We start from the raw sequence: 20,741 nt of genomic DNA, 5'->3' as shown, positions 1-20,741 counted from the left end.
AGGGCCGCAGGAATATCCTGTGGCCCTTTTCTTTGGCTGTGACTGCAGCTACGCGGTCATTTCCCCAACCCACTAATCTTCCACGGGCACGGCGCTTCCCTCACCCCGCTCGGCCCGACAATCTCCGGTGTCTGCCCCAACGACCTCGCGCTGAGCACTTTGCCCACCTGCTCGATCAACTTATCAAACCCCAACGTCACATTTTCCTGGTGCAACTTGCGCAGTTGCTCGACCACGGCGTAGGTGAAGGCGCCGTAGCTGGTGGAGCCCACCTCGTACTCATTGGCTTTTTCGTTTTCTCGGGCGGCGTAGAGCATCAGCGGCATGTAGGGGCCGTGGTGACCGTAGAGTTTGCCTTGGCGCTGTAGTTGGGCTTTTTTCTCGGGGCGTAGGCCGGTGGCGGCGCCTTGGGTGCTGCGGGTGCGGGTGAGTCCGCGGGAGGTGTGGTCGTGTTCGCTGAAGTCGCGGCCGTCGCTGTCGGTGGCGTACACCCGGCGGTCCCAGTCGCCGGCGTAGGGGTCCCAGCGCAGCATGCGGTGGCGGATGTCGCTGGGTGGGGTGATGCCGCGCACGCGGCCGTTGCCGCGGGTCATGCCGCCGGCGTAGCAGCAGTCGAACATGACGGTCAGTTTGGCGCCGTGGCCGTTCGGGTCGAATGGCAGGTGGCTGTAGAACTGGCGGAACAGTTTGTCGGTGAAGTGGGTGTTTTCGTCGTCCCAGTCGAAGTCGTAGAGCACCAGGGTTTCGTCCATGCGGTCGGCTTCGCCGCTGCTGCTGTAGGCCGGCAATTGGGTGCCGTGGCCGGAATAGAACAGCACGCGCTCGTCGCCGGCGCGGGCGCCTTCTACCAGCCATTCGAGGCGCTCGACGAAGTTCGCCCGCGTCGCTCGGGCGTCGTGCAGCAACCGAATGTCACCGGCGTCGTAGCCGCTTTCCTGGAGCATGCGGCTGATGAGGTAGGTGTCGTTGATGCAGCCGTCGAGGCGTGCGCCCGGTTCGGGGTAATCGTTGATGCCGACCACCAGGGCGCGGCGTTTGCGTTGGCCGCTGCGGGACAGGAACGCCGGCACTTCCAGAGCGCTTGCCGCCACCACGTCGCGAGCCAGTTGTGGCCAGAGACCGGTCTGGCTGGTAGCAGACGACAAGTAGGCTTGCGCTGCGTGATTGAGGTCGAGCAGGTCATCACGCAGCGGCATGCTGAACTCGGTTTGCAGGTCGACACGCGCCGAGTCTGGCGAAGTGATCGGCCGGGTCAGCAAGCCGTCATTGGGGTTGTAGAGGTGGAACCAACGGCGAATGCCTCGACCGTTTTCGCTCAGGCGCATGACCCGCCCGCCCCACACTTCGCGCATCACCAGCGGCAGTGCGATGGGCGAGCCGAAGCTGACGAATACCCGGCCATCGACGAGTTTCAGCGCTGAACCTTTCTTGGCCACCGAACGGCGCAAGGCGTCGTAACCGATCAGGCTGCCCAGCCCTTGGGCGAAGATGATCTGCGGGTTGAACGCGTCGATTTTGTCCAGCAGATGTTGGGTCAGTGCGGTGCGTAAATCGGCGTCTTCGATCCATTGCACGATGGCGCCGACGGTGGTGCGCAGCATCTGATTGACCGGCAGGCCCCAACTGCCGAAATCCTCGTCGGCCTTGCCCCGAGCGTCGTCCCGCAGCATGGCCAGGCCGCGGGTTATCTGGGCGAAGTCCGGTCCATCCTTGAGTTGATCATCGAAGGGCAGAAAGTCGATGTCCTGGTCGTCGATAACGCGACCGTTCTGCGCCAGTTGGTTGCGGATCAGCGTGCGCCATTGCTCCTGCCAGTTCGCGTCGGTACTGCCCTGCCCGTTGGCGGGCTGCGTGAATCCCACACCCGGCAGGCACAGGACTCGCAGTTGCGCAGGCACAACAGCCGGCGCCGCCCCTGCTTGCAAGGTTTTGACGGCAGGCGCACCAACGGCAGCCACCGTTTGACCGTGGGCGGTGACCATCAAATCCTGCAGGCGCCGCAGTTTCGCTTCCAGGCTGTCGGCACTCGGCGCGGCGGACGTGAGGGCAGCCTGGCCGGGTTCAGCCAGTGCACGGGTGCGGCTGTCGAGGAAACTGCTGACACCTTGGGCACTGTTTTTCCAGATCTGCTCCGGATCAAGTCCGTCGAGGTAACCGGTGGTGCTGTCCACCACCTGCCGGCTTTGGGTCGCCAGTTGGGACTCGATCAATGGTAACCCGGCACGGCTTGGCACGGCGGTGGCGGCCAGTTTCGGCGCCGGAGCAACGCTTGCGGCAGTGCGCCAGATCGGCGCGTTGCCGAAGTGCTGGGCCGCGACCACCCTTGCACCGAGGGCGCTGCGCGGCAGTTGGAAGTGATCGCAGAGAAAGGCCAGCAAACTGGTGTGATCGTAATGTTGCGCCTGGAGATTGTCGGTCCACGGAATCAGGCCGGGATTGAGCCACGGCGAGGCGAGGATTGCCGGTACGCGGATGCCCAGCCGAGTGAAGGGATTGGGCCAATCGACATCGACCGATGTACCCGTCGCTACGCAGGTCGGCGGCACCACATGGTCATGAAAACCGCCGTGCTCGTCGTACAGCAGCACGAACAAGGTTTTGCTCCAGAGGTCTGCGTTGGCCGACAACGCGTTGAACACCTCACCGACAAACTGATCGCCAAAGCGCAGGTCTTCCGGTGGATGGTGCGAAACGTTGGGCCCGAGCTTACCGTTGAGCAGGCCATAGCTCGGCTCGATCCACGACAGTTCAGGGAGCTTGTTACCAGCGACATCCGACTTGAAGTCGTCGATGCTCATGTGCTGCAAACCACCTTTGACCAGCGCCGCCAGCGGGATGGCACCGTCGGAATAAATGCGCACGTCGTGGCCCTTGTCGCGCAGCAGCGAAAAAATGCTGTCGCCGCCGAACTGCGCGATCAAGCTCTTGATACCGGCCAGCACGGTGCCCGTGGAGGGCATCAGCAAGTGGCCGTTGCAACTGCCGAGCATGGCGAAAAAACGGTTCGGCCAGGTCGGGCCCGGAACCGAGGCGAACCAGCGGTCGCACACGGTGAAATTGCGCGCCAGCCCCTGGATCGCCGGCAGCGGATCGTCGGCAGGCGTGGCGCCAAACGGGATGTAGTTCATCGCCCGCTCGGCCATGGATCGCGAGTAAGTTTTGTACACCTTCAGATCGTTGCGGGCCTTGTCGTAGGCGTCCTGCGCAAAGCCATCGAGCTTGGGTGCGGTCAGGCTGGTCTTGAGTGACACGTCCAGTTGTTTCACCACATCGACGAACTCGTGACCGAGGTCGAAACCTTCGCAGTCCTTGGCCGGTAGCGCCGGTGGCGAAGGCGCGGGCGGCGCCCACAGGGCAAAGTAGTCAGGTGTTTCCGCCGTTTGAGTGATCACCGCCGTGTTGCCACTGGCATCCTTCAGCGGGTTGGTGCTGGGCGCTTTACGGTTGATGCCGTCGCACGCACGGTTGATGCTGGTGTAATCCCCCAGCAGATGATCGAACGAGCGGTTTTCCATCATCAGCACAACGACGTGCTTGATCTCGTCGGGCCAGTTGTTCGCCATGCTACTCTCCCTGAGTTGTTGTGCCCGATCGCGCTCAGGGCTTGGGCTGTGGGACTGTTTTGCTGCCCGTCAGGCGAATCATCTGGCTCAACATCTTGAACCAGAAATCACCGCCCAACGAGGCAGCCAACGCCGCCGTCATGACCCCAAGCAACCAGTAGCCGAACCAGGCGATTTTGTTTGTCTGATCGTTGTGTAAAAAAGCCGGCGGGTTGTTCCAGCCGATAGCGCCCTGAGGCAGCGCCTGCAAACTGCTCAATGCCGAATCGAACTGACACTGGGCCTTGTCGTCCCGATTCGCGCAGGCTTGATCGAGTGCTGCGGATGCGCTGTTCGTCACCAGATTGTTGGCCATCTGCATGCCTGCTGCGTGCAACGTGTCATTGCGCACCATGCCTTGCATGAGGTCGAACGCGTTGACGTTGAGCACCAGGCAAATCACCAAAGAGCAAACCAACGAGACGACTTTGGCATTACGCCGCATCCAGCCTTCGGCGCGGTCCATCACCGCATTGATCCAGTGCTCCAGCCGGGTCTTGAACGCGCATAGCAGCTCCTGGGCCGTGGTGACTTTGGCCTGGGCCGCCGCAAGCATCGTCGACAGTGCACGGCGCAAGTGCTCGGACGGGACCTGCGCAATGCCCTTGGTCAGGGCTGCATTGAGTTCGTCGAGGGGAATATCGAGGGTCGTGGTGTCGTCTTTGTGCAGCAGCAGCGTGATCACCACCTGCGCCAGCATCGCCGGGTCCAGGTAACTGGGGCGATTGCCGGGTGGCGCCATGGACTGGATCATCGGGTGATCGAGCACCTGCTGGAAGAACGCCAGGTCGCTGTCGTTCAGCCCCTTCAGTTTGCCGGTGAACAACAGCTTCAGGGCGTTATAAAGGTACTTCGCCCGGACCTTCTGGAAGAACGATTGAATGATTTCAGTGAGGGTGGTGACGAAAATACCCAGCAGCGTGAACAGCGCCAACATCCCGAGAATCGCGTCCAGAACGACCGACCCAAACATCCTTACCTCCTTGTAGATGCAACAGATAGTCAGCCCGCAACGGCGCCTCAGTCTGAGGCATGGAGCCCAACGCGCCATCTGACAACGCTAGTCAGGCTATGGGGTCTTGTCCAATTGCAGAGGGCGTTGATGCGACAAACGTGAATCAACAGGTGCGCCATCACGCGCCACCCGCTATTAATACGCCACCTACCTCTCAAGGACCCGAGCGCGCATGAAATTCGACACCGCCTACTGCATCAGCCTCGACGACAAGCTGTCGATCTATGACGTGCGCGATCTGAACTTCGACGAGACCATGGACTTCGACTCGGCCAAGGAGCGCTTCCAGTGCCCCAACGACGACTGTCGCACGGCGTTCGACGAGGCGAATGGGCTGGGGACGTTCAACGCGAAAAACGTCAATTACATCCGCACACCGCACTTCAAGAACCTGCCCGGCACCCGGCATATCGAGGGCTGCCCTTATGTCAGCCTCAGAGCACCGGCGTCAGAAGGTGCAGAAACGGACGACGGGCCAGAGGAGCACTTTCCGTCAGAACTGCTGCTGACCCGGCGTCAGTATGTGCGCAAGCCGTCCACCCCACTGCCGGATGTCGATGCGCCTCGGGAACAGCCACAACCTTCTGCCACGACCAGCACTACCGAGCACCCGACTCGCGAGTCGGCACCGGACAAGACCAGCGTCTTCGCCCACCCGGTGGAGTGCTTCGTATCGAATTTCGATAACAAGGACCTGCTCAAACGCATGCCGCTGAAGATTGGCGAGCACACCACGTCCTACAGCGCGTTCTTCAAGAAAATCGAATACCTGCAGGACAACAAGGGGCTGATTTACTGGGGCAAGATCAAGGCGATCAAGGACTACAACACCAGCTTCCGCATCGATTTCGAGAAGAAGGTCTGGCTCGACAAGAAGCCCTACTCGGTGAACGTCTACCTGAGCAAAAACCTGATCGAGAACTACCGCAAGCGCAAAGCCTTCCTCGAGGAAATAAAGGGCGCCATCGGCAGTGAGCGGGAGCTTTATTGCTTCTTCTATGGTGTGACCCCGGAGTTGAAGCAGGTGCCGAGCAAGAAAAACCCCGAGCAGACGTTCGGGGTGTTCAGTGGTGATATCGAGAATCTGGATCACTTCATTATTCGCGAGGTGCCGGGGCTGGAGGCGACGTAGAACCAATCAAAAAATTGAGTTTGATCCGGGCTGAAAACAACTGTACAAAAACACAGTACTCATTGAATAACCCATTTCGAACCCGGAGAAAACCATGGCCTCTCTTGCGATGAAAATCACCCTGGAACGTATCGCCCTTTTCCAATTCACCCCCGCACACAGCGCACAAGCCCGTGCGATGCTGGGCTGGTCGCTGGAGGAGTTTTCCAGGGAATCCGGGGTTACCGTTGAAGCTATCCGCCGGTTTGAAGCGGGCGGTGAAGTGCTCGACGTCACCCGTCTGGCCCTCGCCTACCGGTTTGAAGCCGAAGGCCTGGTGTTCTTCCCAGGCTTTGCACCGGGGCGAGGCATGAGCGTCAGAGGCTCTACGCCTGATCCGGTGGGGCGGGCGGATTACGCGATGATTGAGTGATATCCAGAAAAATATATCAAGGATCTAGACATGATTGAGATCGAAGGAAGCATCGGAAATATTTATGACGACCTAGAAAGTCGAGACACCATCGAAATGCACCTTAAAGCCCAGCTCGCGGCAAAAATCGGCGAAATCATAAAGGCCCGTCACCTGACCCAAGTTCAGGCCACCGAGATCCTGGGGTTATCACAGCCAAAACTTTCCGAAATGCTTCGCGGAAAATTTCGGGGCATCAGTGAAGCCAAGATGATGGAGTGTCTCTCACGGCTCGGACGCGATGTACAGATCATCGTCAAACCAGTGCCGAGATCGAGACGCGAAGGTCGAATTGAAGTGGTTTTCTCCTGATAGGGGTTCCCTTCCCCCAACACTGGCAGAGTCTGCTGTACCAGCATCTGCGCAGAACAATCCGTGGAATAGGCGTACGTCCCTAGCTATTAACGATCAACTGAACGGTCGTCTCTTCAACTTCCAGCCACCAGGCCTCCCCACGCTGCGGCTGGCCAAGGCTGAACGCTTCGCCCATTTGTGGTGTGGTGATGGAAACACTGCGCTCCCAGGCCAAGGCCAAGATGCGGTCGAAGGGTTCATGCCAAGCGTGCATCGACAGGTCGAAGGTGCCGTTGTGAATCGGTAGCAGCCAACGGCCCTTGAGGTCGATGTGGGCTTGCAGGGTTTCTTCTGGTTGCATGTGAATGTGCGGCCAGTCGACGTTGTACGCGCCGGTTTCCATCAGGGTCAGATCGAAGGGGCCGAACTGTTCGCCGATCGCTTTGAAACCGTCGAAGTAACCGGTATCACCACTGAAAAAAATCCGTTTGCCACCATCAATCATCACCCACGAGGCCCAGAGCGTGCTGTTGCCATCGAACAGCCCGCGACCGGAAAAGTGCTGCGAAGGCGTGGCAATGAAATGAATCCCCTCGATCTGAGTGCCTTCCCACCAATCCAGTTGACGCACTTTGCTCGCATCGACGCCCCATTTGATCAGCGTCTCACCCACACCCAACGGCGCGAGAAAGTGCCTGGTTTTGTCCGCCAGCTTGAGAATCGACTGACGATCGAGGTGGTCGTAATGGTCATGGGACAGAATTACCGCTTCAATCGGTGGCAACGCCTCGAGGCTGATCGGTGGTTGATGGAAGCGCTTGGGGCCGGCCCACTGCACCGGTGATGCGCGATCAGCGAAGACCGGGTCGGTCAGCCAGAATTTGTCGCGCAGTTTCAGCAGCACAGTGGAATGCCCCAGGCGGAATACGCTGTGGTTCGGTGCGTCGAGAAGCTGTTCGAGAGTCAGCGCTTGAACCGGAATAACACCGGTCGGTCGCGTGTTATTCGGCTTGTGGAAAATCATGTTCCAGAAAATCTGCAGGGTCTTGCGAAAGCCTTGCCCCGGTACGGCCGCATGATTTTGGTATTGCCCCTGCTCTTGACGGGACGTTTTCAGTTCAGTGGCGCTATCCGCCTGGTAAGAGAAAGTGGCCATGTTTGAGTGACTCCAGAAAACCGACGAGGTGCGGCGTTTCTTTTTCGGACGATAAATGGCCAATGCACGCACGCGTCAGCCGCAAACCCTACTTTTCAACCGTTCAACTACACTGCACAGTGTAGTTTCAAGATTGCAACAAAGCCGTGAGCAAGTAAACTGCCGAGTGTAATTCTTCCTTTTCTCTGCCGAAGCGTATTTATGACAGCTCCACAGCGCCTCACCGACCGTAAACGTGAAGCCATTGTTCAGGCGGCGATTGCCGAGTTCCGTGCCAACGGGTTCGACATCACCAGCATGGACAAGATTGCCGCCACTGCGGGTGTGTCGAAGCGCACGGTGTACAACCACTTCCCCAGCAAAGAAGAGCTGTGGGCTGAAATCCTGCAACGATTGTGGGCCAACGTCACCGCTCATCAGGACAACTGCTATCGCACAGACCTGCCACTGCGCGAGCAGTTGGGCCAACTGCTGCACTGCAAATTGCAGCTGCTGGGGGACACCAATTTCCTTGATCTGGCACGAGTTGTCATCGCCGCCACCATCCATTCGCCAGAACGGGTCCAGGACATGGTCGAGCGCATTGGCGAACGTGAAGAAGGGCTGACCACCTGGATCCGCGCGGCTCAGGCTGACGGTCGACTCAAGCCTGTAGACCCGGCCTTTGCTGCCCAGCAAGTGCAGGGAATGCTCAAGGCATTTGCCTTCTGGCCACAGATCTCCCTGAACTGTCCACCACTGTCATCCGAGATGCAGACGACGGTTGTAGAGTCGACGCTGGACATGTTTCTGGCCTGCTATCAACGGCAGGCATGAAGGACACGCAAAAGGACACATGGAACAAATGACACTATTCACGTGTTTATCCGCTGGACCGAAGCGCTGAATAAAACACTACAAAGTGTTTCAAAGCGACTCGGGCGCTGGAAGCTGTGGGGGTTATAGTGAGCCTCAGTCCCATGGCATTGCAGAGAGCATCATGAATTCAACCAAGCCCGAAGAAAAAGATCCCGCCGCCCCCATCGATCACTTGCGCTTCCACCGGCCGCACGCTCATCTGGCATCGACGTTCGGCAATGACACTTTCGCATTGAAGGCCGAAGCCTTTGCACGCTTCTTCGGCACCCCGACCTTCCTCGGCGCGCAAACCCTCATCGTCGTGGTCTGGATTGCCCTGAACGTCACGGGGTTAACGACCTTCGACGTCTACCCATTCATCCTCCTCAATCTCGCGTTCAGCCTGCAAGCAGCCTACGCCGCGCCGTTGATTCTGCTGGCGCAAACCCGTCAGGCCGCCCGCGACAAAGCCCAGTCCGAAGCCGACGCGCTACACCGCGAGACCTTGGCGATTGCCAATACCGAACGGCAAGCACAAGCCGCGAAGACCTCCGCACAGTTACTGACGTTGCTTGAGCAAAACACCCGACTGACCGAAATGACCAAAGAGCTGACTGAACGCATCGAAAACCTGACCACGGAGATGCATCAACACGTTCTGAAGGATCAGCAACGTTCCTGATCAGGCAATCGCACCCGGCGTGATAACTCGTCGAACAGCGTCACCACCGAGCGCAATGCGCGGCAGTCCGGACGAGTCAGCAACCACAGGCTGGTGTCGTAACCGAGCAGGGGTTCGCTCAATGGGCGCAGCCCCTGCGCGGGGTCGATCAGAAAGTCCGGCAACGCGGCAATCCCAAGCCCGGCGCGTACCAACTCGGTGACCGAGTGCATGCTGTTGCAGCGATAGCTCGGCAGCACACCGGGAAATTGCTGACGACGCCAGATCACGGTCGGATGGTCAGGCAGAAAGTCATCCGGAGCGATCCAGCTCAACCGTGTCAGATCACTCGGTTCGACCGATTTCAGATACGCCGCACTCGCGCACACCCGGTACGACACAGCCCCCAATCGCCGCCCAACCAGATGCTCCGGGGGTGAGCGGGTCAGGCGCAAGGCGATATCGGCATCGCGGCGGCTGAGGTTGGCGAAATCGTTGGAGGTGCTCAGTTCCAGGGTCAGCGCCGGGTACGCCGGCATAAACTGCGCCAGTGCCGGCAACAGCAACGCATGCAACACCGAATCGGTGCAGGTCAGGCGCACGGTGCCGCTGATGACGTCACCGCCCTGCTCCACGCCAATACGCGCGGCTTCCAGCGCCTGCTCGGCACGTTCGGCCTGCTCGGACAGTGTTCGGGCCAGGGCGGTCGGCAAATAACCGGCGCGACTTTTCTCGAACAGCGCCTGGCCCAACGCCGCTTCCAGGCGCCTGACCGCACGAAACACCGTCGAAACGTCGACCTTCAATAGCGCCGCCGCCCGTGCCAGAGAGCCGCCGCGCACCAACGCGAGAATCAAGGCGAGGTCCGGGTAATCCAACTGATAGTGCGTTGCTGCATTGAACACTTGGCTAAACGCCTCTATTGATTGCGTGAACGCCACTCTATAGTCGGCTCCAGCAATCAACAAGTCTTGGGAGACACCATGCAAGAGAGCCCTCAACTGCGTATTGCACTGATCGGTGACTACGACCCACAGGTCACTGCCCATCAGGCAATTCCCCTGGCGCTGAACATGGCCGCACAACACGCTGACGTCGATGTGCACATTGAGTGGCTGGCCACTGACCACATTGACGCAAACACCCCGCTGGCTGACTTCGACGGCTTCTGGTGCGTGCCTGCCAGCCCTTACCGCAACATGGACGGTGCGCTATTGGCGATCCGCTTTGCCCGAGAACAACAGCGGCCGTTCCTCGGCACTTGCGGTGGTTTTCAACACGCGGTGCTTGAATACGCACGCAACGTTCTGGGATGGACCGATGCCGAGCATGGTGAAACTTCGCCAGACGCCGCGCGCGCCGTGCTCACGCCGCTCACCTGCTCGCTGGTGGAGATCGTCGACAGCATCCGGTTGGTTAAAGGCTCGCTGATTGCCAACGCCTACGAGTCCACAGCGATTCATGAAGGCTATCACTGCCGTTACGGCGTCAATCCAGCGTTCGAAGAGCAATTGCTGACACACAACCTGAGAGCCACCGGCCACGATTCGGCGGGTGATCTACGGGCCATGGAGCTCAGCGATCATCCGTTCTTCGTCGCGACCTTGTTTCAACCAGAACGCGCAGCACTAACCGGCACCCGTCCACCCTTGGTCGATGCCTTTATCCAGGCCTGCGCAAGGAACGTCAGATGATCGCCAACACGCCTTCGCCGCCTTACTACGCGGTAATTTTCACTTCACTGCGCATCGCCGCCGACCAGGGTTACGAGCAAGCAGCACAGCGCATGGTCGAACTTGCCCGCGACCAACCAGGGTTTCTCGGGGTGGAGTCGGCCCGGGGTGAGGACGGGCTCGGCATCACCGTTTCCTACTGGTCCAGCGAAGAGGCGATTCTCGCCTGGAAACAACACGCCGAGCACAGTGCGACCCGCGAACGCGGGCGCTCGACCTGGTATGAAGCGTTTCACACGCGGGTATGCAAGGTCGAACGCGCTTATGCCTTCGAGCGTCAACCGGCCTGAACCAGACGGCGCAGTGCGCTGATCTCCGGTAAATCCTCGCGCCGCATATAAACCCGCAGCGGTTCAGTGATGTTGATCCGGTCGTCGATGTTCTGCTTCAGCAGCAAGCGGATCAGCTCGCGCTTGAGGGTCATGGCTTGACCGTCCTCAGGCACCCAGACGAACTCGCTGGCGGGGATGATCGCGTCGTCGGCGACGTCCATGCCAAAGGCGTCTTCGCTGAAGCGGACGATGTACTGGGCGGTCTTGCGATTGAAACCGACGAAGCCTTTGAGCTGGTCGGCGGCCAGGCAGATAAGTTCGGACGTGATGCGCATGGTAAACCTCACGGATGCGTCCCGAAGGACGGCTGAACGATGGTTTACACGCAGAGGGCGGGATAACGGATGTTTCGGGATTTCCCTCTGGAGGGGAATTTGCCGAGGTGGATCGTACTGCAAAGGGCTGCACAAAAGCGCAGAAAAATCGCCCCTCACACACGTTAATGTCGGTTTGGCGATAGCGCATCCGGCGCTCAATTGTTAAAAGATAGGTCTTTGAAATCGCTTCTTACGAAAGGACCTCGACAATGCCTGTTACCTACACCAAAAGCGCCCTGTTGCTGAGTCTGATGCTCGGCCTTGGCCAGGCACAGGCGACCAGCCAGCAGAGCCCGACCGCTCTGTCCACCGCCAGCGGGATCCCGCACCCGGCAGTGATCGCCCACCGTGGCGCCTCTTTCGACGCACCGGAATCCACTGCCGCTTCCTACAAACTGGCGCGCGACCTGGGCGCCGACTACCTGGAAATGGACCTGCAACGCAGCAAGGACGGCGTGCTGTTCGCCTTGCATGACAACAACCTGCAACGCACCACCGACGTTGCGACCAGGTTTCCTGAACGCAAGGACAGCCCGGCCAATGCGTTCACCATCGCCGAACTTAAAACCCTGGATGCCGGCAGCTGGTTCAACACCGCTCACCCGGATCGCGCACGCGCCAGTTACGCCGGCCTGAAAATCCTGACCCTCGACGAAATCATCGATATCGCCGAAGGCAACCCGCTGCACAAGCCAGGGCTTTACATCGAAACCAAAGAGCCAAAGCAGTTTCCCGGCATCGAGCGCGACCTCAAGGACAAGCTTCAAGACCGTGGCTGGTTGAGCCCGGCGGGTTCCAAACTGGCTAAAAGTGAACTGAGCGTCGGCCAGGGTAAAGGCAAAGTGATCCTGCAAACCTTCGAGAAGAGCAGCCTTGAACTGCTGCAAAAAGAAATGCCGCAAGTGCCGAAGATTCTCCTGCTGTGGGTGGGCGAAGGCAGCATCGAGCCCAAGTCGAAGGTGACCTTCGCCGAATCCGGCGACAAGGATAAAGCCACCTACTACGCCAAACAGGAACCCAAGGACAAAGCCGAATTCGAGCAATGGGTCGACTACGCGAAGTCTCAGGGCGCCATCGGCACGGGCCCTTCGGCAGCGCTGACCAACGGCGGCGATCAAAGCTATTCGGACCTGGTGCAACCGTGGATGAACCAGTACACCCACGACAAAGGCATGTTGGTGCACGTCTACACCATCGACGATGCGGTGGACTACAAGAAGGTCATGGACGCCGGCGTCGATGGCATCTTCACCAACCGTGCCAGCGAACTGCTCAAGTACTACAAGCGCCCGGCAGCAGGCAGCGTTGCGCAGTTGCTTGAGAACAACGGCTTCTGAGTGGCCACCCGCTATTGATCGCTCCTGAGAGGGAGCGTCACGGGTGGTACGGCAAAACCAGAGGGGCCACGTAATCCCCCGTAGCAGCTGGCGCAGCCTGCTGCTACAGGTTTGGCAGTGTTCAGCAGCGCGCAGTCTCGTGATGATCTGCGCGGGAACGACCAGACACCGGGCGATGTTAAGGATGAATTAAGTTGCGCTGGCTAACCTGACGCCACTTAAACAGCTCACCCAAGGAATGACCCCATGAAGACGTTGACTGCCCTGTTCACCGCCGCGGCCCTGACCCTGACGGCCGGTTTCGCCATGGCCGATGTGCGCCCGGACCTGATCCCGGGTCTGCTCAAGGACGGCACCGTGATGGACATGCAGAAACTCAATCAGGCCGCGCTGGCCGAGCACCCTGGCAGCACGGTCGCGAACATCACCGACACCGAGCTGGAGCACAATGCCAAAACCAGTGCTTATGAGTACAAGGTTGAAATCCGCGACGCGAAGAACGTTGAGTGGGATGTGAAGCTCGACGCCAAAACCGGCAAAGTGCTGAGCAACACGCAAGACAAGTAAATCGAACCGACACAGAAGCCGTACACCCTTGAGGTCGTGCGGCTTTTTTGCATCTGATGGTTATGACCGGCAACACCGCTGCGCTGTTACGCCGTCGTACTGACCAACGACCCCGACGTGCTGCTGCCTGACGCTTGCAGCGCTTGCGTCAATGCCGCCGTAGCGGTCTCCAACGAACCCGAGGTGGTTGCGATCTGTGACTGGGCGGCGGCGACTTTCGCCGCTTTGGCATCCGCACTTTCCTGACTGGCCTGAGCGGCTTGCAGTTGTTGCATTTGCTCCTGCAATTGCTTTTGCAATTCGGCGATCTGCTTGCGCAGCTCTTTTACCGTATCCGACTCACTGCTACTGCTGCTCGAACTGCTGCCACCCGACGCAGATGCGCCACCACCGGCTGCAACTTTGCCGCTGTCGGTCGTCGAACTTCCCGTCGCGGTGCTGCTTTGTGTGGTGTCGGTATTGGCGCTGTCACTGATGGCCGTCTTGCTGGAGGTCGTGGACAGAGTCTGATTGATCGAGACCGATGTGAGGCTGACCATGGGCGTTTCCTTCGATGAGGTTAGGGATAACCGAATCATCGACGCGCAACACCCACACTTGAGATCAATCGTGTACCGACACGGTTAGCGTGCCGATACACATTGGCGTTGGCTAGGCGCCGAGACGCGCCGTCACCGCGCTCAATTGCCCCGACAACCCGTGCAGGTTGTTGCTCGCCGCTTCAGTGCGCTGCACGTTGTCCAGGTTGGTACTGGCGATGCTGGTGATCTCGGTCAGGTTGCGCGAAATGTCTTCGGCCACCGAGGTCTGTTCTTCAGCGGCGGTGGCGATCTGGCGGTTCATGTCGCGAATCGCCTCCACCGACGCGGTAATGCGCTCGAGCATGGCCCCGGCCTGAGTGACCTGCTCAACGCTCTCCTCGCTGCGCGACTGACCGCTTTCGATGGCCTGGGCCGCGTCTACTGCGCCGGTCTGTACGCTCTGGATGATCTGGTTGATTTCGATGATCGACGCCGCCGTGCGCTGGGCCAGGCTGCGGACTTCATCGGCGACTACGGCGAACCCGCGTCCGGCTTCACCGGCTCGAGCGGCTTCGATAGCGGCGTTCAATGCCAGCAAGTTGGTTTGCTCGGCAATGCCGCGAATCACTTCCAGCACCTTGCCGATGCGCCCGCTGTCGGTTTCCAGCTGGCGGATGACCGTCGCAGTGTTGGCAATTTCACCGCGCATTTGGGTGATGGTGTGAATCGTGCCCTGCATGACCTTCTCGCCCTGTTGTGCCGACTGGTCGGCATCATCGGCGGCCCGTGCCGCGTCGGCCGCATGACGGGCAACTTCCTGGGCGGTGGCGGACATTTCGTTCATTGCCGTGGCGACTTGATCCGTGCGGTTGAACTGTTCGCTGGTGCCGTGGGCCATCAAGGTCGCAATCGAGTTCAGCTCACCGCTGGCGCTGTCCAGATCCGAGGCGCTGCGCTGCAAGCGACTGAAAGTCTCGGCAAGGAAATCGCGCAGCGTGTTGGCCGCGACCGCCAGCTTGCCCAACTCATCCTGACGATCACTCGCCACCCGCTCGGCAAAGCGGCCCTGGCTCAGGTGCGCGACGTATTCGATCAGCTTGCGGATCGGTTCCACCAGATTGCGGTTGACCAGCCACAGGCTGAGCAAGCCAATCAACAGACCCGAAACCAGCATTACCAGGATACCCAGCAGCACGGTGTGATCGGCACTGGCGCTGATCAACGTCGATTGCTCCCTGCCCTGCTTACGCAACTCGTTGACCAGTTCGCTCATCTGTTCACTGGTGGCACGGTCCACGCCTTTGACCGCGTTATCACCTGCCGAGGAATCACCGCCGGCTGCCAGATAAGCCTCTCGACCTTTTTGATACGCGCCGCCAAGCACCCGGTGCGCATCCCGCAGGCTTTCAAGGCGGGCTTTAAGTGAGGCATCGATGCCCGGTTGGCGGGTCAATTCACCGAGAATGTTCTGTACGTCGCCCTGACGGTCCTCGAACTGTTTCCAGTACTTGTCCAGCTCAGCCGGTTGCTTGCCGCGCAACAGGACGTTCTTCCATTCCTGAACCTGAGCCTTGAATTGCAGGTTGGCTTCGTCAATCAGTTGCGAGGTACGTAACGGGCCTTCGATGAGGTTGCGGTAGTCCTGCACCCCGCTGGAGAGTAAGTGAAAACAGGCCAGGGCAATCAGCAACATCGCGATCAGGCTGCCGCCCAGCAGTGCGAGAATTTGCGCTCTCAGGGATTTTTGCAAAAACATCGAGTGATACTCATGACAGGGATAAGGCTCGCACCGGTAGGGCATGCGAGATGTCCGGACCTCCCTGTCGACAACATTCGGCCGGACACCAAAGTGCCTGAGCCAACCTAGCTGTCATCGGCATGCGCCACGGTTTCTTGAAGCCAATCCGACCACTGGTAAAGGCTCTATTACGCGGGCCACCAAACTGTCACAAAACCGTCAAGCAGCGTTGCCATGATGCCGCTCATGTGAGCCTGTGAAACGTACGACAGGCGCCTCCCTTCAGCGAGACTCCATGAACCACAGCATCGATCAACGCCACCGCGATTCCGACCTGTTCGGCCTGCTCTACGGTTTCAGCTTTCGTCCCGGCGAACGCGGCCGCGAGATCGATTCGGCCAAGGCGCTGCAGCTGCTGCAACAACCGGGCGCCGAGGACGAGTTCCTCTGGCTGCACCTGAACCTCGCCCATGCCGCGTGCGAGCGCTGGATGAAAGCGCACCTGGAGTTGCCGGAGGAGTTCTTCGAAGCCTTGCATGAAGGCTCGCGTTCGACGCGCATCGAGCACGTCGATTCGGCGCTGCTGGCGGTGGTCAACGACGTGGTGTTCAACCTCAGCAGCATGGTGTCGTCAGACGTCTCGACCCTTTGGGTCTGCGCCCGCAGCCGGTTGATCATCAGCGCACGCCTGCAACCCCTGCACTCGGTGGACAAGCTGCGCTCCTCGGTCAAGGCCGGCGAATGCTTTCGTTCGCCACTGGAACTGCTCGTGCATTTGCTGCGCGACCAGGGCGAAGTGCTGACGCAGATCGTGCGCAAGACCAGCCAGAGTGTCGACCAGATCGAGGACGAGTTGCTGTCATCGCGACTGTCCACCAACCGTGCCGAACTGGGCGCCAATCGTCGAGTGCTGGTGCGCTTGCAACGGCTGCTGGCACTGGAGCCGGGTTCGCTGCTGCGTCTGCTCAACCGTCCGCCGCAATGGTTGCAAAAGGACGACGTCAAGGAGCTGCGCAAATCCACCGAGGAGTTCGCGCTGATCATCAACGACCTCACGGCGCTCGGCGAGCGGATCAAGCTGTTGCAGGAAGAGATCGCCGCCAACCTCAACGAGCAAAGCAACCGAACGCTGTTCACCCTGACCGTGGTCACGGTGCTGGCGCTGCCGATCAACATCATTGCCGGTTTCTTCGGCATGAACGTCGGCGGGATTCCCCTTGCCGGCGACCCGGAAGGGTTCTGGATTCTGGTGGCACTGGTCGCGACGTTCACCGTGCTTGCTGGACGCTGGGCGTTTCGCAAGCGGGTGGATTATTGATCCGTCCCACATCAATCCTGCCCTCGTAGCAGCTGGCCGATCACTGTGCGAGGGATCCAGATCAATGGAACGACAAAAGCCCAAACACTGACCCAAAGCAGTCTCGTTGTAACATTCGGCAACGATCATGACCGGCACTCCTCCCTGACACAGGATTGTCCGGCCATGGCTACGCCTTCCTTGACCGCCGCCTCCAACACCTCCACCAGCAACACCAGCCCGCAGCTCGATAAAAAACCCGGTGTATTGACCGCCGTGGTGTTTTTCGCGGTGCTGGCCATGGGGCTGCTGTTCACCGCCTACAGCCTGATGCACGACATGCATGACCTCGGCACCACGGTCACCACCTGGACGCCATTTCTGCTGCTCGGTGTCGCGCTGTTGATCGCCTTGGGTTTTGAGTTCGTCAACGGTTTCCACGACACCGCCAACGCCGTGGCGACGGTGATCTACACCCACTCCCTACCGCCACATTTCGCGGTGGTCTGGTCAGGGTGCTTCAACTTCCTCGGGGTGTTGCTGTCCAGCGGCGCCGTAGCGTTCGGCATCATCGCCTTGCTGCCCGTGGAGCTGATTCTGCAAGTCGGTTCATCTGCCGGTTTCTCGATGATCTTCGCCCTGCTGATCGCGGCAATCCTGTGGAACCTCGGCACCTGGTGGCTGGGCTTGCCGGCTTCGTCATCCCATACCTTGATCGGCTCGATCATCGGCGTCGGCGTCGCCAATGCGTTGATGCACGGACGCGATGGCACCAGCGGCATCGACTGGGCGCAAGCCACCAAGGTCGGTTACGCGTTGCTGCTGTCGCCGCTGATCGGCTTCGCATTTGCCGCGCTGTTGCTGCTGGCGTTGCGCATCTTCGTCAAAAACCGCGCGTTGTACAAAGCACCGAAAGGCAATACCCCACCACCGTGGTGGATTCGCGGGATGCTGATCCTGACCTGCACTGGCGTGTCCTTCGCCCACGGCTCCAACGATGGCCAAAAAGGCATGGGCCTGATCATGCTGATTCTGGTCGGCACCCTGCCGATGGCCTATGCGCTGAACCGCACCATGCCGGCCGACCAGGCGTTGCAATTCGCCGCCGTGGCTGAAGTAACCCAACAAGCGTTGGTCAGAAGTGCTCCGGCACCGGCACCGACCGACCCGCGCCCCGTGCTGTCCGAATACGTGCGCAGCAAGGAAGCGACACCGCAACTGATCCCCGCCCTCGCTGCCCTGGCGGGCAACATCGGCAACGAAGTGAAAGGTTACGGATCGCTCGCCAACGTTCCGGCGCAAGCCATGGGCAACGTGCGTAACGACATGTACCTGACCAGCGAAACCATTCGCCTGATGGACAAGAACAAGGTCGGCGACTTCGATGCCGACACCACGGGCAAACTGCAATTGTTCAAACAGCAGATCGACAACGCCACGCGCTTCATTCCGCTGTGGGTGAAAATCGCCGTGGCGATTGCGCTGGGCCTGGGCACCATGGTCGGCTGGAAACGCATTGTGGTCACGGTCGGTGAAAAGATCGGCAAGACCCACATGACCTACGCCCAGGGCGCCTCGGCAGAAACCGTGGCGATGCTGACCATTGGCGCGGCGGACATGTTCGGCTTGCCGGTATCGACCACTCACGTGCTGTCCAGCGGCGTGGCCGGAACCATGGTGGCCAACGGCGGTGGCTTGCAGATGAAGACCATCCGCAACCTGTTGATGGCCTGGGTACTGACCTTGCCGGCGGCGATAATATTGTCGGGGAGCTTGTACTGGTTGTTCACGCAACTGTTCTAAACTGCGCACCATTGAAAAGTCCCGGGAAGGAGAATCGCCCCCGGGATTTTTTTTGCGTCGTAAAAAGGCCACAACGGCCTTTCGTCAAAAACCCACTGTTCTTGGGCGTAAATAATCCAGCGCAAACACAATCGGGCTTCAGTTTGTCAGCTTCATGCCGACTCCTATAAGACTCGATGCATTCAGGAGGGGAACCGTGAATCTGTACATCAATCAGCTTCAGAAGAAAGCTGACTTCAAAGAAGCCATCTATGCAGGTGACATTTTCCTGAACACCGAGCTCACCTCGGCCAAAGCGCTGTGCGCCTTTGCTCAGGAGAGCATTACCGCTGCATTCGACGGCGAGACCAATCACCAGGCACTGCACCGCATGATGCCGGTCGAAGAATTCGTTGCGCTGGTGACCCGCCTCAAGGGCCAGTTCACCAACAGCCAACGCGCCAAGGACCTGATCCGCGCGTTCACCCTGGAAATCGGCGTTGATCCCCAGGACTACATTTTCGATGTGCCGCGCGTTCGCGTCGTGCCCAACTACAACTACTTGCATGCGGGCGTCAGCTACGCCTACAAGCCGCACCGCGACACCTGGTACGGCAGCGTCGATTGCCAGATCAACACCTGGATGCCGGTGCACACCATCGAGCCCGAGCAGACCATGATGATCAACCCGGCGTACTTCGACGTGCCGGTGAAGAACACCTCGGCTGACTGGAGCCTGTCCGAATGGATCAACACCCAGCGCCATCGCGCCAAGGACAACCTCACCGAAGAGCGTCGAGTGCATCCGGTTCCCCAGGAAGAGATCAACGGCGCCTCGGAAGTCCGCATCGCCGGCAATACCGGTGAGATGCTGATTTTCTCCGGTTCACACTTGCACGGCACCGTTCCCAACCACACCGACAACACCCGCTTCAGCGTGGATTTCCGCCTGATGCACCTCGACGACCTGAAGCACAAGCGCGGCGCGATCAACGTCGACAGCGCGTGCCCGGATGTCGGCGCCGGTTTCAAAGACTATTTCCACGCCCACGACTTCTCGAATTTCCAAGGAATCCAATCATGACCAAGCGTCGCATTACGCCTGCCGAGGCCCAATACAACGAAACCCGCGCTGGCGTTCTCAAGCGAGTCGACGCCGAGTATGTGGCCGATGCCCCTTTCGTGTTCGCCAACCGCATCGGCGTGACCGCTGCGTTGTCGCGCATGGAGCTGTTCAAGAAGGTCGCCGAAATCCCGGGCGCGATCATCGAGTGCGGCGTGTACAAGGGCAACTCGCTGATGCTTTACATGCACCTGTCGATGATCCTGGAACCCTACGCGATCAACCGTTCGATCGTTGGCTTCGACACCTTCGAAGGCTTCCAGAGCATCAACAAGGACGAAGACCCGGCCGACGTCAACGAGACCATGTTCTCCGACACCGACCAGTCGCTGATCCAGGACATGATCGACGCCAACGACCTGCTGCGTCCGGTCAACCGCATCCCGCGTTGCGAACTGGTCAAGGGCGATATCTGCAAGACCGCGCCGGAGTGGGTCAAGACCCGTCCGGACCTGGTCGTGGCGATGCTGATCCTCGACACCGACCTGTATGAGTCGACCAAGGTAGCGCTGGAAACCTTCCTGCCGTACATGCCAAAAGGCGCCATCGTGGTATTGGACGAAGTCGCCTACCGCAACTTCCCGGGCGAAACCAAAGCCCTGCGCGAAGTGTTCGACCTGAACAAGATCGAACTCAAGCGCCTGCCGTTCGATTCCTGCGTGGGTTACTTCCACATCTGACGCATCCTCCCCTGTGGGAGCAAGCCCGCTTGTATGTTTAGACTTGAAGGGGTGGGTGGGACTAAAAGCCCGATTCTGACTCTAGCCAGTACAGACCGTGGGAGACTTCGTCCCACCCCTTCTACCCAAAAGCGCCAATAAGGAATTCATCGGCAAGGCCGACGAT

General features: G+C 59.5%; 20 protein-coding genes. 13 read left to right on the top strand and 7 right to left on the bottom strand.

Annotation, left to right across the window (positions count from 1 at the left end; translation table 11 throughout):
• Positions 1–56 precede the first annotated feature (56 nt).
• Together AC1DIH_RS27295 and AC1DIH_RS27290 are read right to left on the bottom strand one after the other, a co-directional pair.
• On the bottom strand, positions 57–3,563 hold the full coding sequence (locus AC1DIH_RS27295; RefSeq protein ID WP_477773972.1) for an alkaline phosphatase family protein: 3,507 nt from the start codon (positions 3,561–3,563) through the stop codon (positions 57–59).
• A gap of 34 nt (positions 3,564–3,597) precedes the next feature.
• Positions 3,598–4,575, bottom strand: coding sequence for a hypothetical protein (locus AC1DIH_RS27290; RefSeq protein ID WP_477773971.1), 978 nt, complete (start codon positions 4,573–4,575; stop codon positions 3,598–3,600).
• Between the two features lie 214 nt (positions 4,576–4,789).
• Here AC1DIH_RS27290 and AC1DIH_RS27285 point away from each other — a divergent pair, with 214 nt between their 5' ends.
• From AC1DIH_RS27285 to AC1DIH_RS27275, 3 genes are all read left to right on the top strand, one after another.
• On the top strand, positions 4,790–5,749 hold the full coding sequence (locus AC1DIH_RS27285; RefSeq protein WP_477773970.1) for a hypothetical protein: 960 nt from the start codon (positions 4,790–4,792) through the stop codon (positions 5,747–5,749).
• Positions 5,750–5,843: 94 nt separating this feature from the next.
• Positions 5,844–6,161 (top strand): helix-turn-helix domain-containing protein, encoded by a 318-nt coding sequence (locus AC1DIH_RS27280; RefSeq protein WP_054593632.1) that lies wholly within the window; start codon positions 5,844–5,846, stop codon positions 6,159–6,161.
• A 30-nt stretch (positions 6,162–6,191) separates the two neighbouring features.
• Positions 6,192–6,512 carry a helix-turn-helix domain-containing protein gene (locus AC1DIH_RS27275; protein WP_054593633.1) on the top strand — a complete coding sequence of 107 codons (321 nt, stop codon included), beginning with the start codon at positions 6,192–6,194 and terminating at the stop codon, positions 6,510–6,512.
• Between the two features lie 82 nt (positions 6,513–6,594).
• On the opposite strand, the gene AC1DIH_RS27270 is transcribed toward AC1DIH_RS27275, so the two are convergent.
• Complete coding sequence (locus tag AC1DIH_RS27270) at positions 6,595–7,650, bottom strand: MBL fold metallo-hydrolase (RefSeq protein ID WP_477773969.1); 1,056 nt, start codon at positions 7,648–7,650, stop codon at positions 6,595–6,597.
• Between the two features lie 201 nt (positions 7,651–7,851).
• Here AC1DIH_RS27270 and AC1DIH_RS27265 point away from each other — a divergent pair, with 201 nt between their 5' ends.
• Positions 7,852–8,466 carry a TetR/AcrR family transcriptional regulator gene (locus AC1DIH_RS27265; RefSeq protein ID WP_477773968.1) on the top strand — a complete coding sequence of 205 codons (615 nt, stop codon included), beginning with the start codon at positions 7,852–7,854 and terminating at the stop codon, positions 8,464–8,466.
• 163 nt (positions 8,467–8,629) lie between these two features.
• Positions 8,630–9,169, top strand: a complete 540-nt coding sequence (locus tag AC1DIH_RS27260) for a DUF1003 domain-containing protein (protein ID WP_477773967.1) — start codon at positions 8,630–8,632, stop codon at positions 9,167–9,169.
• Here the strand turns inward: AC1DIH_RS27260 and AC1DIH_RS27255 are convergent.
• On the bottom strand, positions 9,154–10,116 hold the full coding sequence (locus AC1DIH_RS27255; protein WP_477773966.1) for a LysR family transcriptional regulator: 963 nt from the start codon (positions 10,114–10,116) through the stop codon (positions 9,154–9,156). The two genes, AC1DIH_RS27260 and AC1DIH_RS27255, sit on opposite strands and share 16 nt — an antisense overlap.
• Before the next feature lie 15 nt (positions 10,117–10,131).
• Between AC1DIH_RS27255 and AC1DIH_RS27250 the strand changes: the two genes are divergently transcribed.
• Positions 10,132–10,842: a CTP synthase C-terminal region-related (seleno)protein gene (locus tag AC1DIH_RS27250; protein WP_477773965.1), complete on the top strand. Its 711-nt coding sequence runs from the start codon at positions 10,132–10,134 to the stop codon at positions 10,840–10,842.
• Positions 10,839–11,171, top strand: coding sequence for an antibiotic biosynthesis monooxygenase family protein (locus tag AC1DIH_RS27245; RefSeq protein ID WP_103314951.1), 333 nt, complete (start codon positions 10,839–10,841; stop codon positions 11,169–11,171). The genes AC1DIH_RS27250 and AC1DIH_RS27245 overlap by 4 nt, the downstream gene beginning before the upstream one ends.
• On the opposite strand, the gene AC1DIH_RS27240 is transcribed toward AC1DIH_RS27245, so the two are convergent.
• The gene (locus tag AC1DIH_RS27240) at positions 11,159–11,488 is read right to left on the bottom strand and encodes a DUF2025 family protein (protein WP_477773964.1); all 330 of its coding nucleotides are present in this window, start codon (positions 11,486–11,488) and stop codon (positions 11,159–11,161) included. The two genes, AC1DIH_RS27245 and AC1DIH_RS27240, sit on opposite strands and share 13 nt — an antisense overlap.
• Positions 11,489–11,739: 251 nt before the next feature.
• Between AC1DIH_RS27240 and AC1DIH_RS27235 the strand changes: the two genes are divergently transcribed.
• Positions 11,740–12,867: a glycerophosphodiester phosphodiesterase gene (locus AC1DIH_RS27235; protein ID WP_477773963.1), complete on the top strand. Its 1,128-nt coding sequence runs from the start codon at positions 11,740–11,742 to the stop codon at positions 12,865–12,867.
• A gap of 246 nt (positions 12,868–13,113) precedes the next feature.
• Positions 13,114–13,434 carry a PepSY domain-containing protein gene (locus AC1DIH_RS27230; RefSeq protein WP_477773962.1) on the top strand — a complete coding sequence of 107 codons (321 nt, stop codon included), beginning with the start codon at positions 13,114–13,116 and terminating at the stop codon, positions 13,432–13,434.
• Between the two features lie 86 nt (positions 13,435–13,520).
• Here AC1DIH_RS27230 and AC1DIH_RS27225 read toward each other — a convergent pair whose 3' ends face one another.
• On the bottom strand, positions 13,521–13,973 hold the full coding sequence (locus AC1DIH_RS27225; RefSeq protein WP_477773961.1) for a hypothetical protein: 453 nt from the start codon (positions 13,971–13,973) through the stop codon (positions 13,521–13,523).
• A gap of 112 nt (positions 13,974–14,085) precedes the next feature.
• Positions 14,086–15,711 (bottom strand): methyl-accepting chemotaxis protein, encoded by a 1,626-nt coding sequence (locus tag AC1DIH_RS27220; protein ID WP_477773960.1) that lies wholly within the window; start codon positions 15,709–15,711, stop codon positions 14,086–14,088.
• Between the two features lie 277 nt (positions 15,712–15,988).
• Here AC1DIH_RS27220 and AC1DIH_RS27215 point away from each other — a divergent pair, with 277 nt between their 5' ends.
• The 4 genes from AC1DIH_RS27215 to AC1DIH_RS27200 all read left to right on the top strand — a co-directional run bounded on the left by AC1DIH_RS27215 (position 15,989) and on the right by AC1DIH_RS27200 (position 20,575).
• A complete protein-coding gene (locus tag AC1DIH_RS27215; protein ID WP_477773959.1) occupies positions 15,989–17,011 on the top strand; it encodes a transporter in 1,023 nt (340 codons plus the stop codon).
• A gap of 165 nt (positions 17,012–17,176) precedes the next feature.
• Positions 17,177–18,793: an inorganic phosphate transporter gene (locus AC1DIH_RS27210; protein ID WP_477773958.1), complete on the top strand. Its 1,617-nt coding sequence runs from the start codon at positions 17,177–17,179 to the stop codon at positions 18,791–18,793.
• A gap of 196 nt (positions 18,794–18,989) precedes the next feature.
• Positions 18,990–19,856 carry a phytanoyl-CoA dioxygenase family protein gene (locus tag AC1DIH_RS27205; protein WP_477773957.1) on the top strand — a complete coding sequence of 289 codons (867 nt, stop codon included), beginning with the start codon at positions 18,990–18,992 and terminating at the stop codon, positions 19,854–19,856.
• On the top strand, positions 19,853–20,575 hold the full coding sequence (locus AC1DIH_RS27200; RefSeq protein ID WP_145016229.1) for a TylF/MycF/NovP-related O-methyltransferase: 723 nt from the start codon (positions 19,853–19,855) through the stop codon (positions 20,573–20,575). Before AC1DIH_RS27205 ends, AC1DIH_RS27200 begins: the two co-directional genes overlap by 4 nt.
• Positions 20,576–20,741: the final 166 nt, after the last annotated feature.

Source organism: Pseudomonas sp. 05N36 (assembly GCF_056397385.1).
The sequence above is the reverse complement of the archived record's forward strand: the minus strand, read 5'-3'. Positions and strand labels throughout refer to the sequence as shown.

What these genes read in the sequence shown, in the direction of transcription:
- AC1DIH_RS27240 (WP_477773964.1), bottom strand. Translation starts at nt 11,488, where the DNA reads ATGCGCATCACGTCCGAACTTATCTGCCTGGCCGCCGACCAGCTCAAA.
- AC1DIH_RS27270 (WP_477773969.1), bottom strand. Translation starts at nt 7,650, where the DNA reads ATGGCCACTTTCTCTTACCAGGCGGATAGCGCCACTGAACTGAAAACG.
- AC1DIH_RS27265 (WP_477773968.1), top strand. Translation starts at nt 7,852, where the DNA reads ATGACAGCTCCACAGCGCCTCACCGACCGTAAACGTGAAGCCATTGTT.
- AC1DIH_RS27290 (WP_477773971.1), bottom strand. Translation starts at nt 4,575, where the DNA reads ATGTTTGGGTCGGTCGTTCTGGACGCGATTCTCGGGATGTTGGCGCTG.
- AC1DIH_RS27225 (WP_477773961.1), bottom strand. Translation starts at nt 13,973, where the DNA reads ATGGTCAGCCTCACATCGGTCTCGATCAATCAGACTCTGTCCACGACC.
- AC1DIH_RS27295 (WP_477773972.1), bottom strand. Translation starts at nt 3,563, where the DNA reads ATGGCGAACAACTGGCCCGACGAGATCAAGCACGTCGTTGTGCTGATG.
- AC1DIH_RS27250 (WP_477773965.1), top strand. Translation starts at nt 10,132, where the DNA reads ATGCAAGAGAGCCCTCAACTGCGTATTGCACTGATCGGTGACTACGAC.
- AC1DIH_RS27200 (WP_145016229.1), top strand. Translation starts at nt 19,853, where the DNA reads ATGACCAAGCGTCGCATTACGCCTGCCGAGGCCCAATACAACGAAACC.
- AC1DIH_RS27210 (WP_477773958.1), top strand. Translation starts at nt 17,177, where the DNA reads ATGGCTACGCCTTCCTTGACCGCCGCCTCCAACACCTCCACCAGCAAC.
- AC1DIH_RS27245 (WP_103314951.1), top strand. Translation starts at nt 10,839, where the DNA reads ATGATCGCCAACACGCCTTCGCCGCCTTACTACGCGGTAATTTTCACT.
- AC1DIH_RS27220 (WP_477773960.1), bottom strand. Translation starts at nt 15,711, where the DNA reads ATGTTTTTGCAAAAATCCCTGAGAGCGCAAATTCTCGCACTGCTGGGC.
- AC1DIH_RS27260 (WP_477773967.1), top strand. Translation starts at nt 8,630, where the DNA reads ATGAATTCAACCAAGCCCGAAGAAAAAGATCCCGCCGCCCCCATCGAT.
- AC1DIH_RS27215 (WP_477773959.1), top strand. Translation starts at nt 15,989, where the DNA reads ATGAACCACAGCATCGATCAACGCCACCGCGATTCCGACCTGTTCGGC.
- AC1DIH_RS27235 (WP_477773963.1), top strand. Translation starts at nt 11,740, where the DNA reads ATGCCTGTTACCTACACCAAAAGCGCCCTGTTGCTGAGTCTGATGCTC.
- AC1DIH_RS27280 (WP_054593632.1), top strand. Translation starts at nt 5,844, where the DNA reads ATGGCCTCTCTTGCGATGAAAATCACCCTGGAACGTATCGCCCTTTTC.
- AC1DIH_RS27275 (WP_054593633.1), top strand. Translation starts at nt 6,192, where the DNA reads ATGATTGAGATCGAAGGAAGCATCGGAAATATTTATGACGACCTAGAA.
- AC1DIH_RS27230 (WP_477773962.1), top strand. Translation starts at nt 13,114, where the DNA reads ATGAAGACGTTGACTGCCCTGTTCACCGCCGCGGCCCTGACCCTGACG.
- AC1DIH_RS27285 (WP_477773970.1), top strand. Translation starts at nt 4,790, where the DNA reads ATGAAATTCGACACCGCCTACTGCATCAGCCTCGACGACAAGCTGTCG.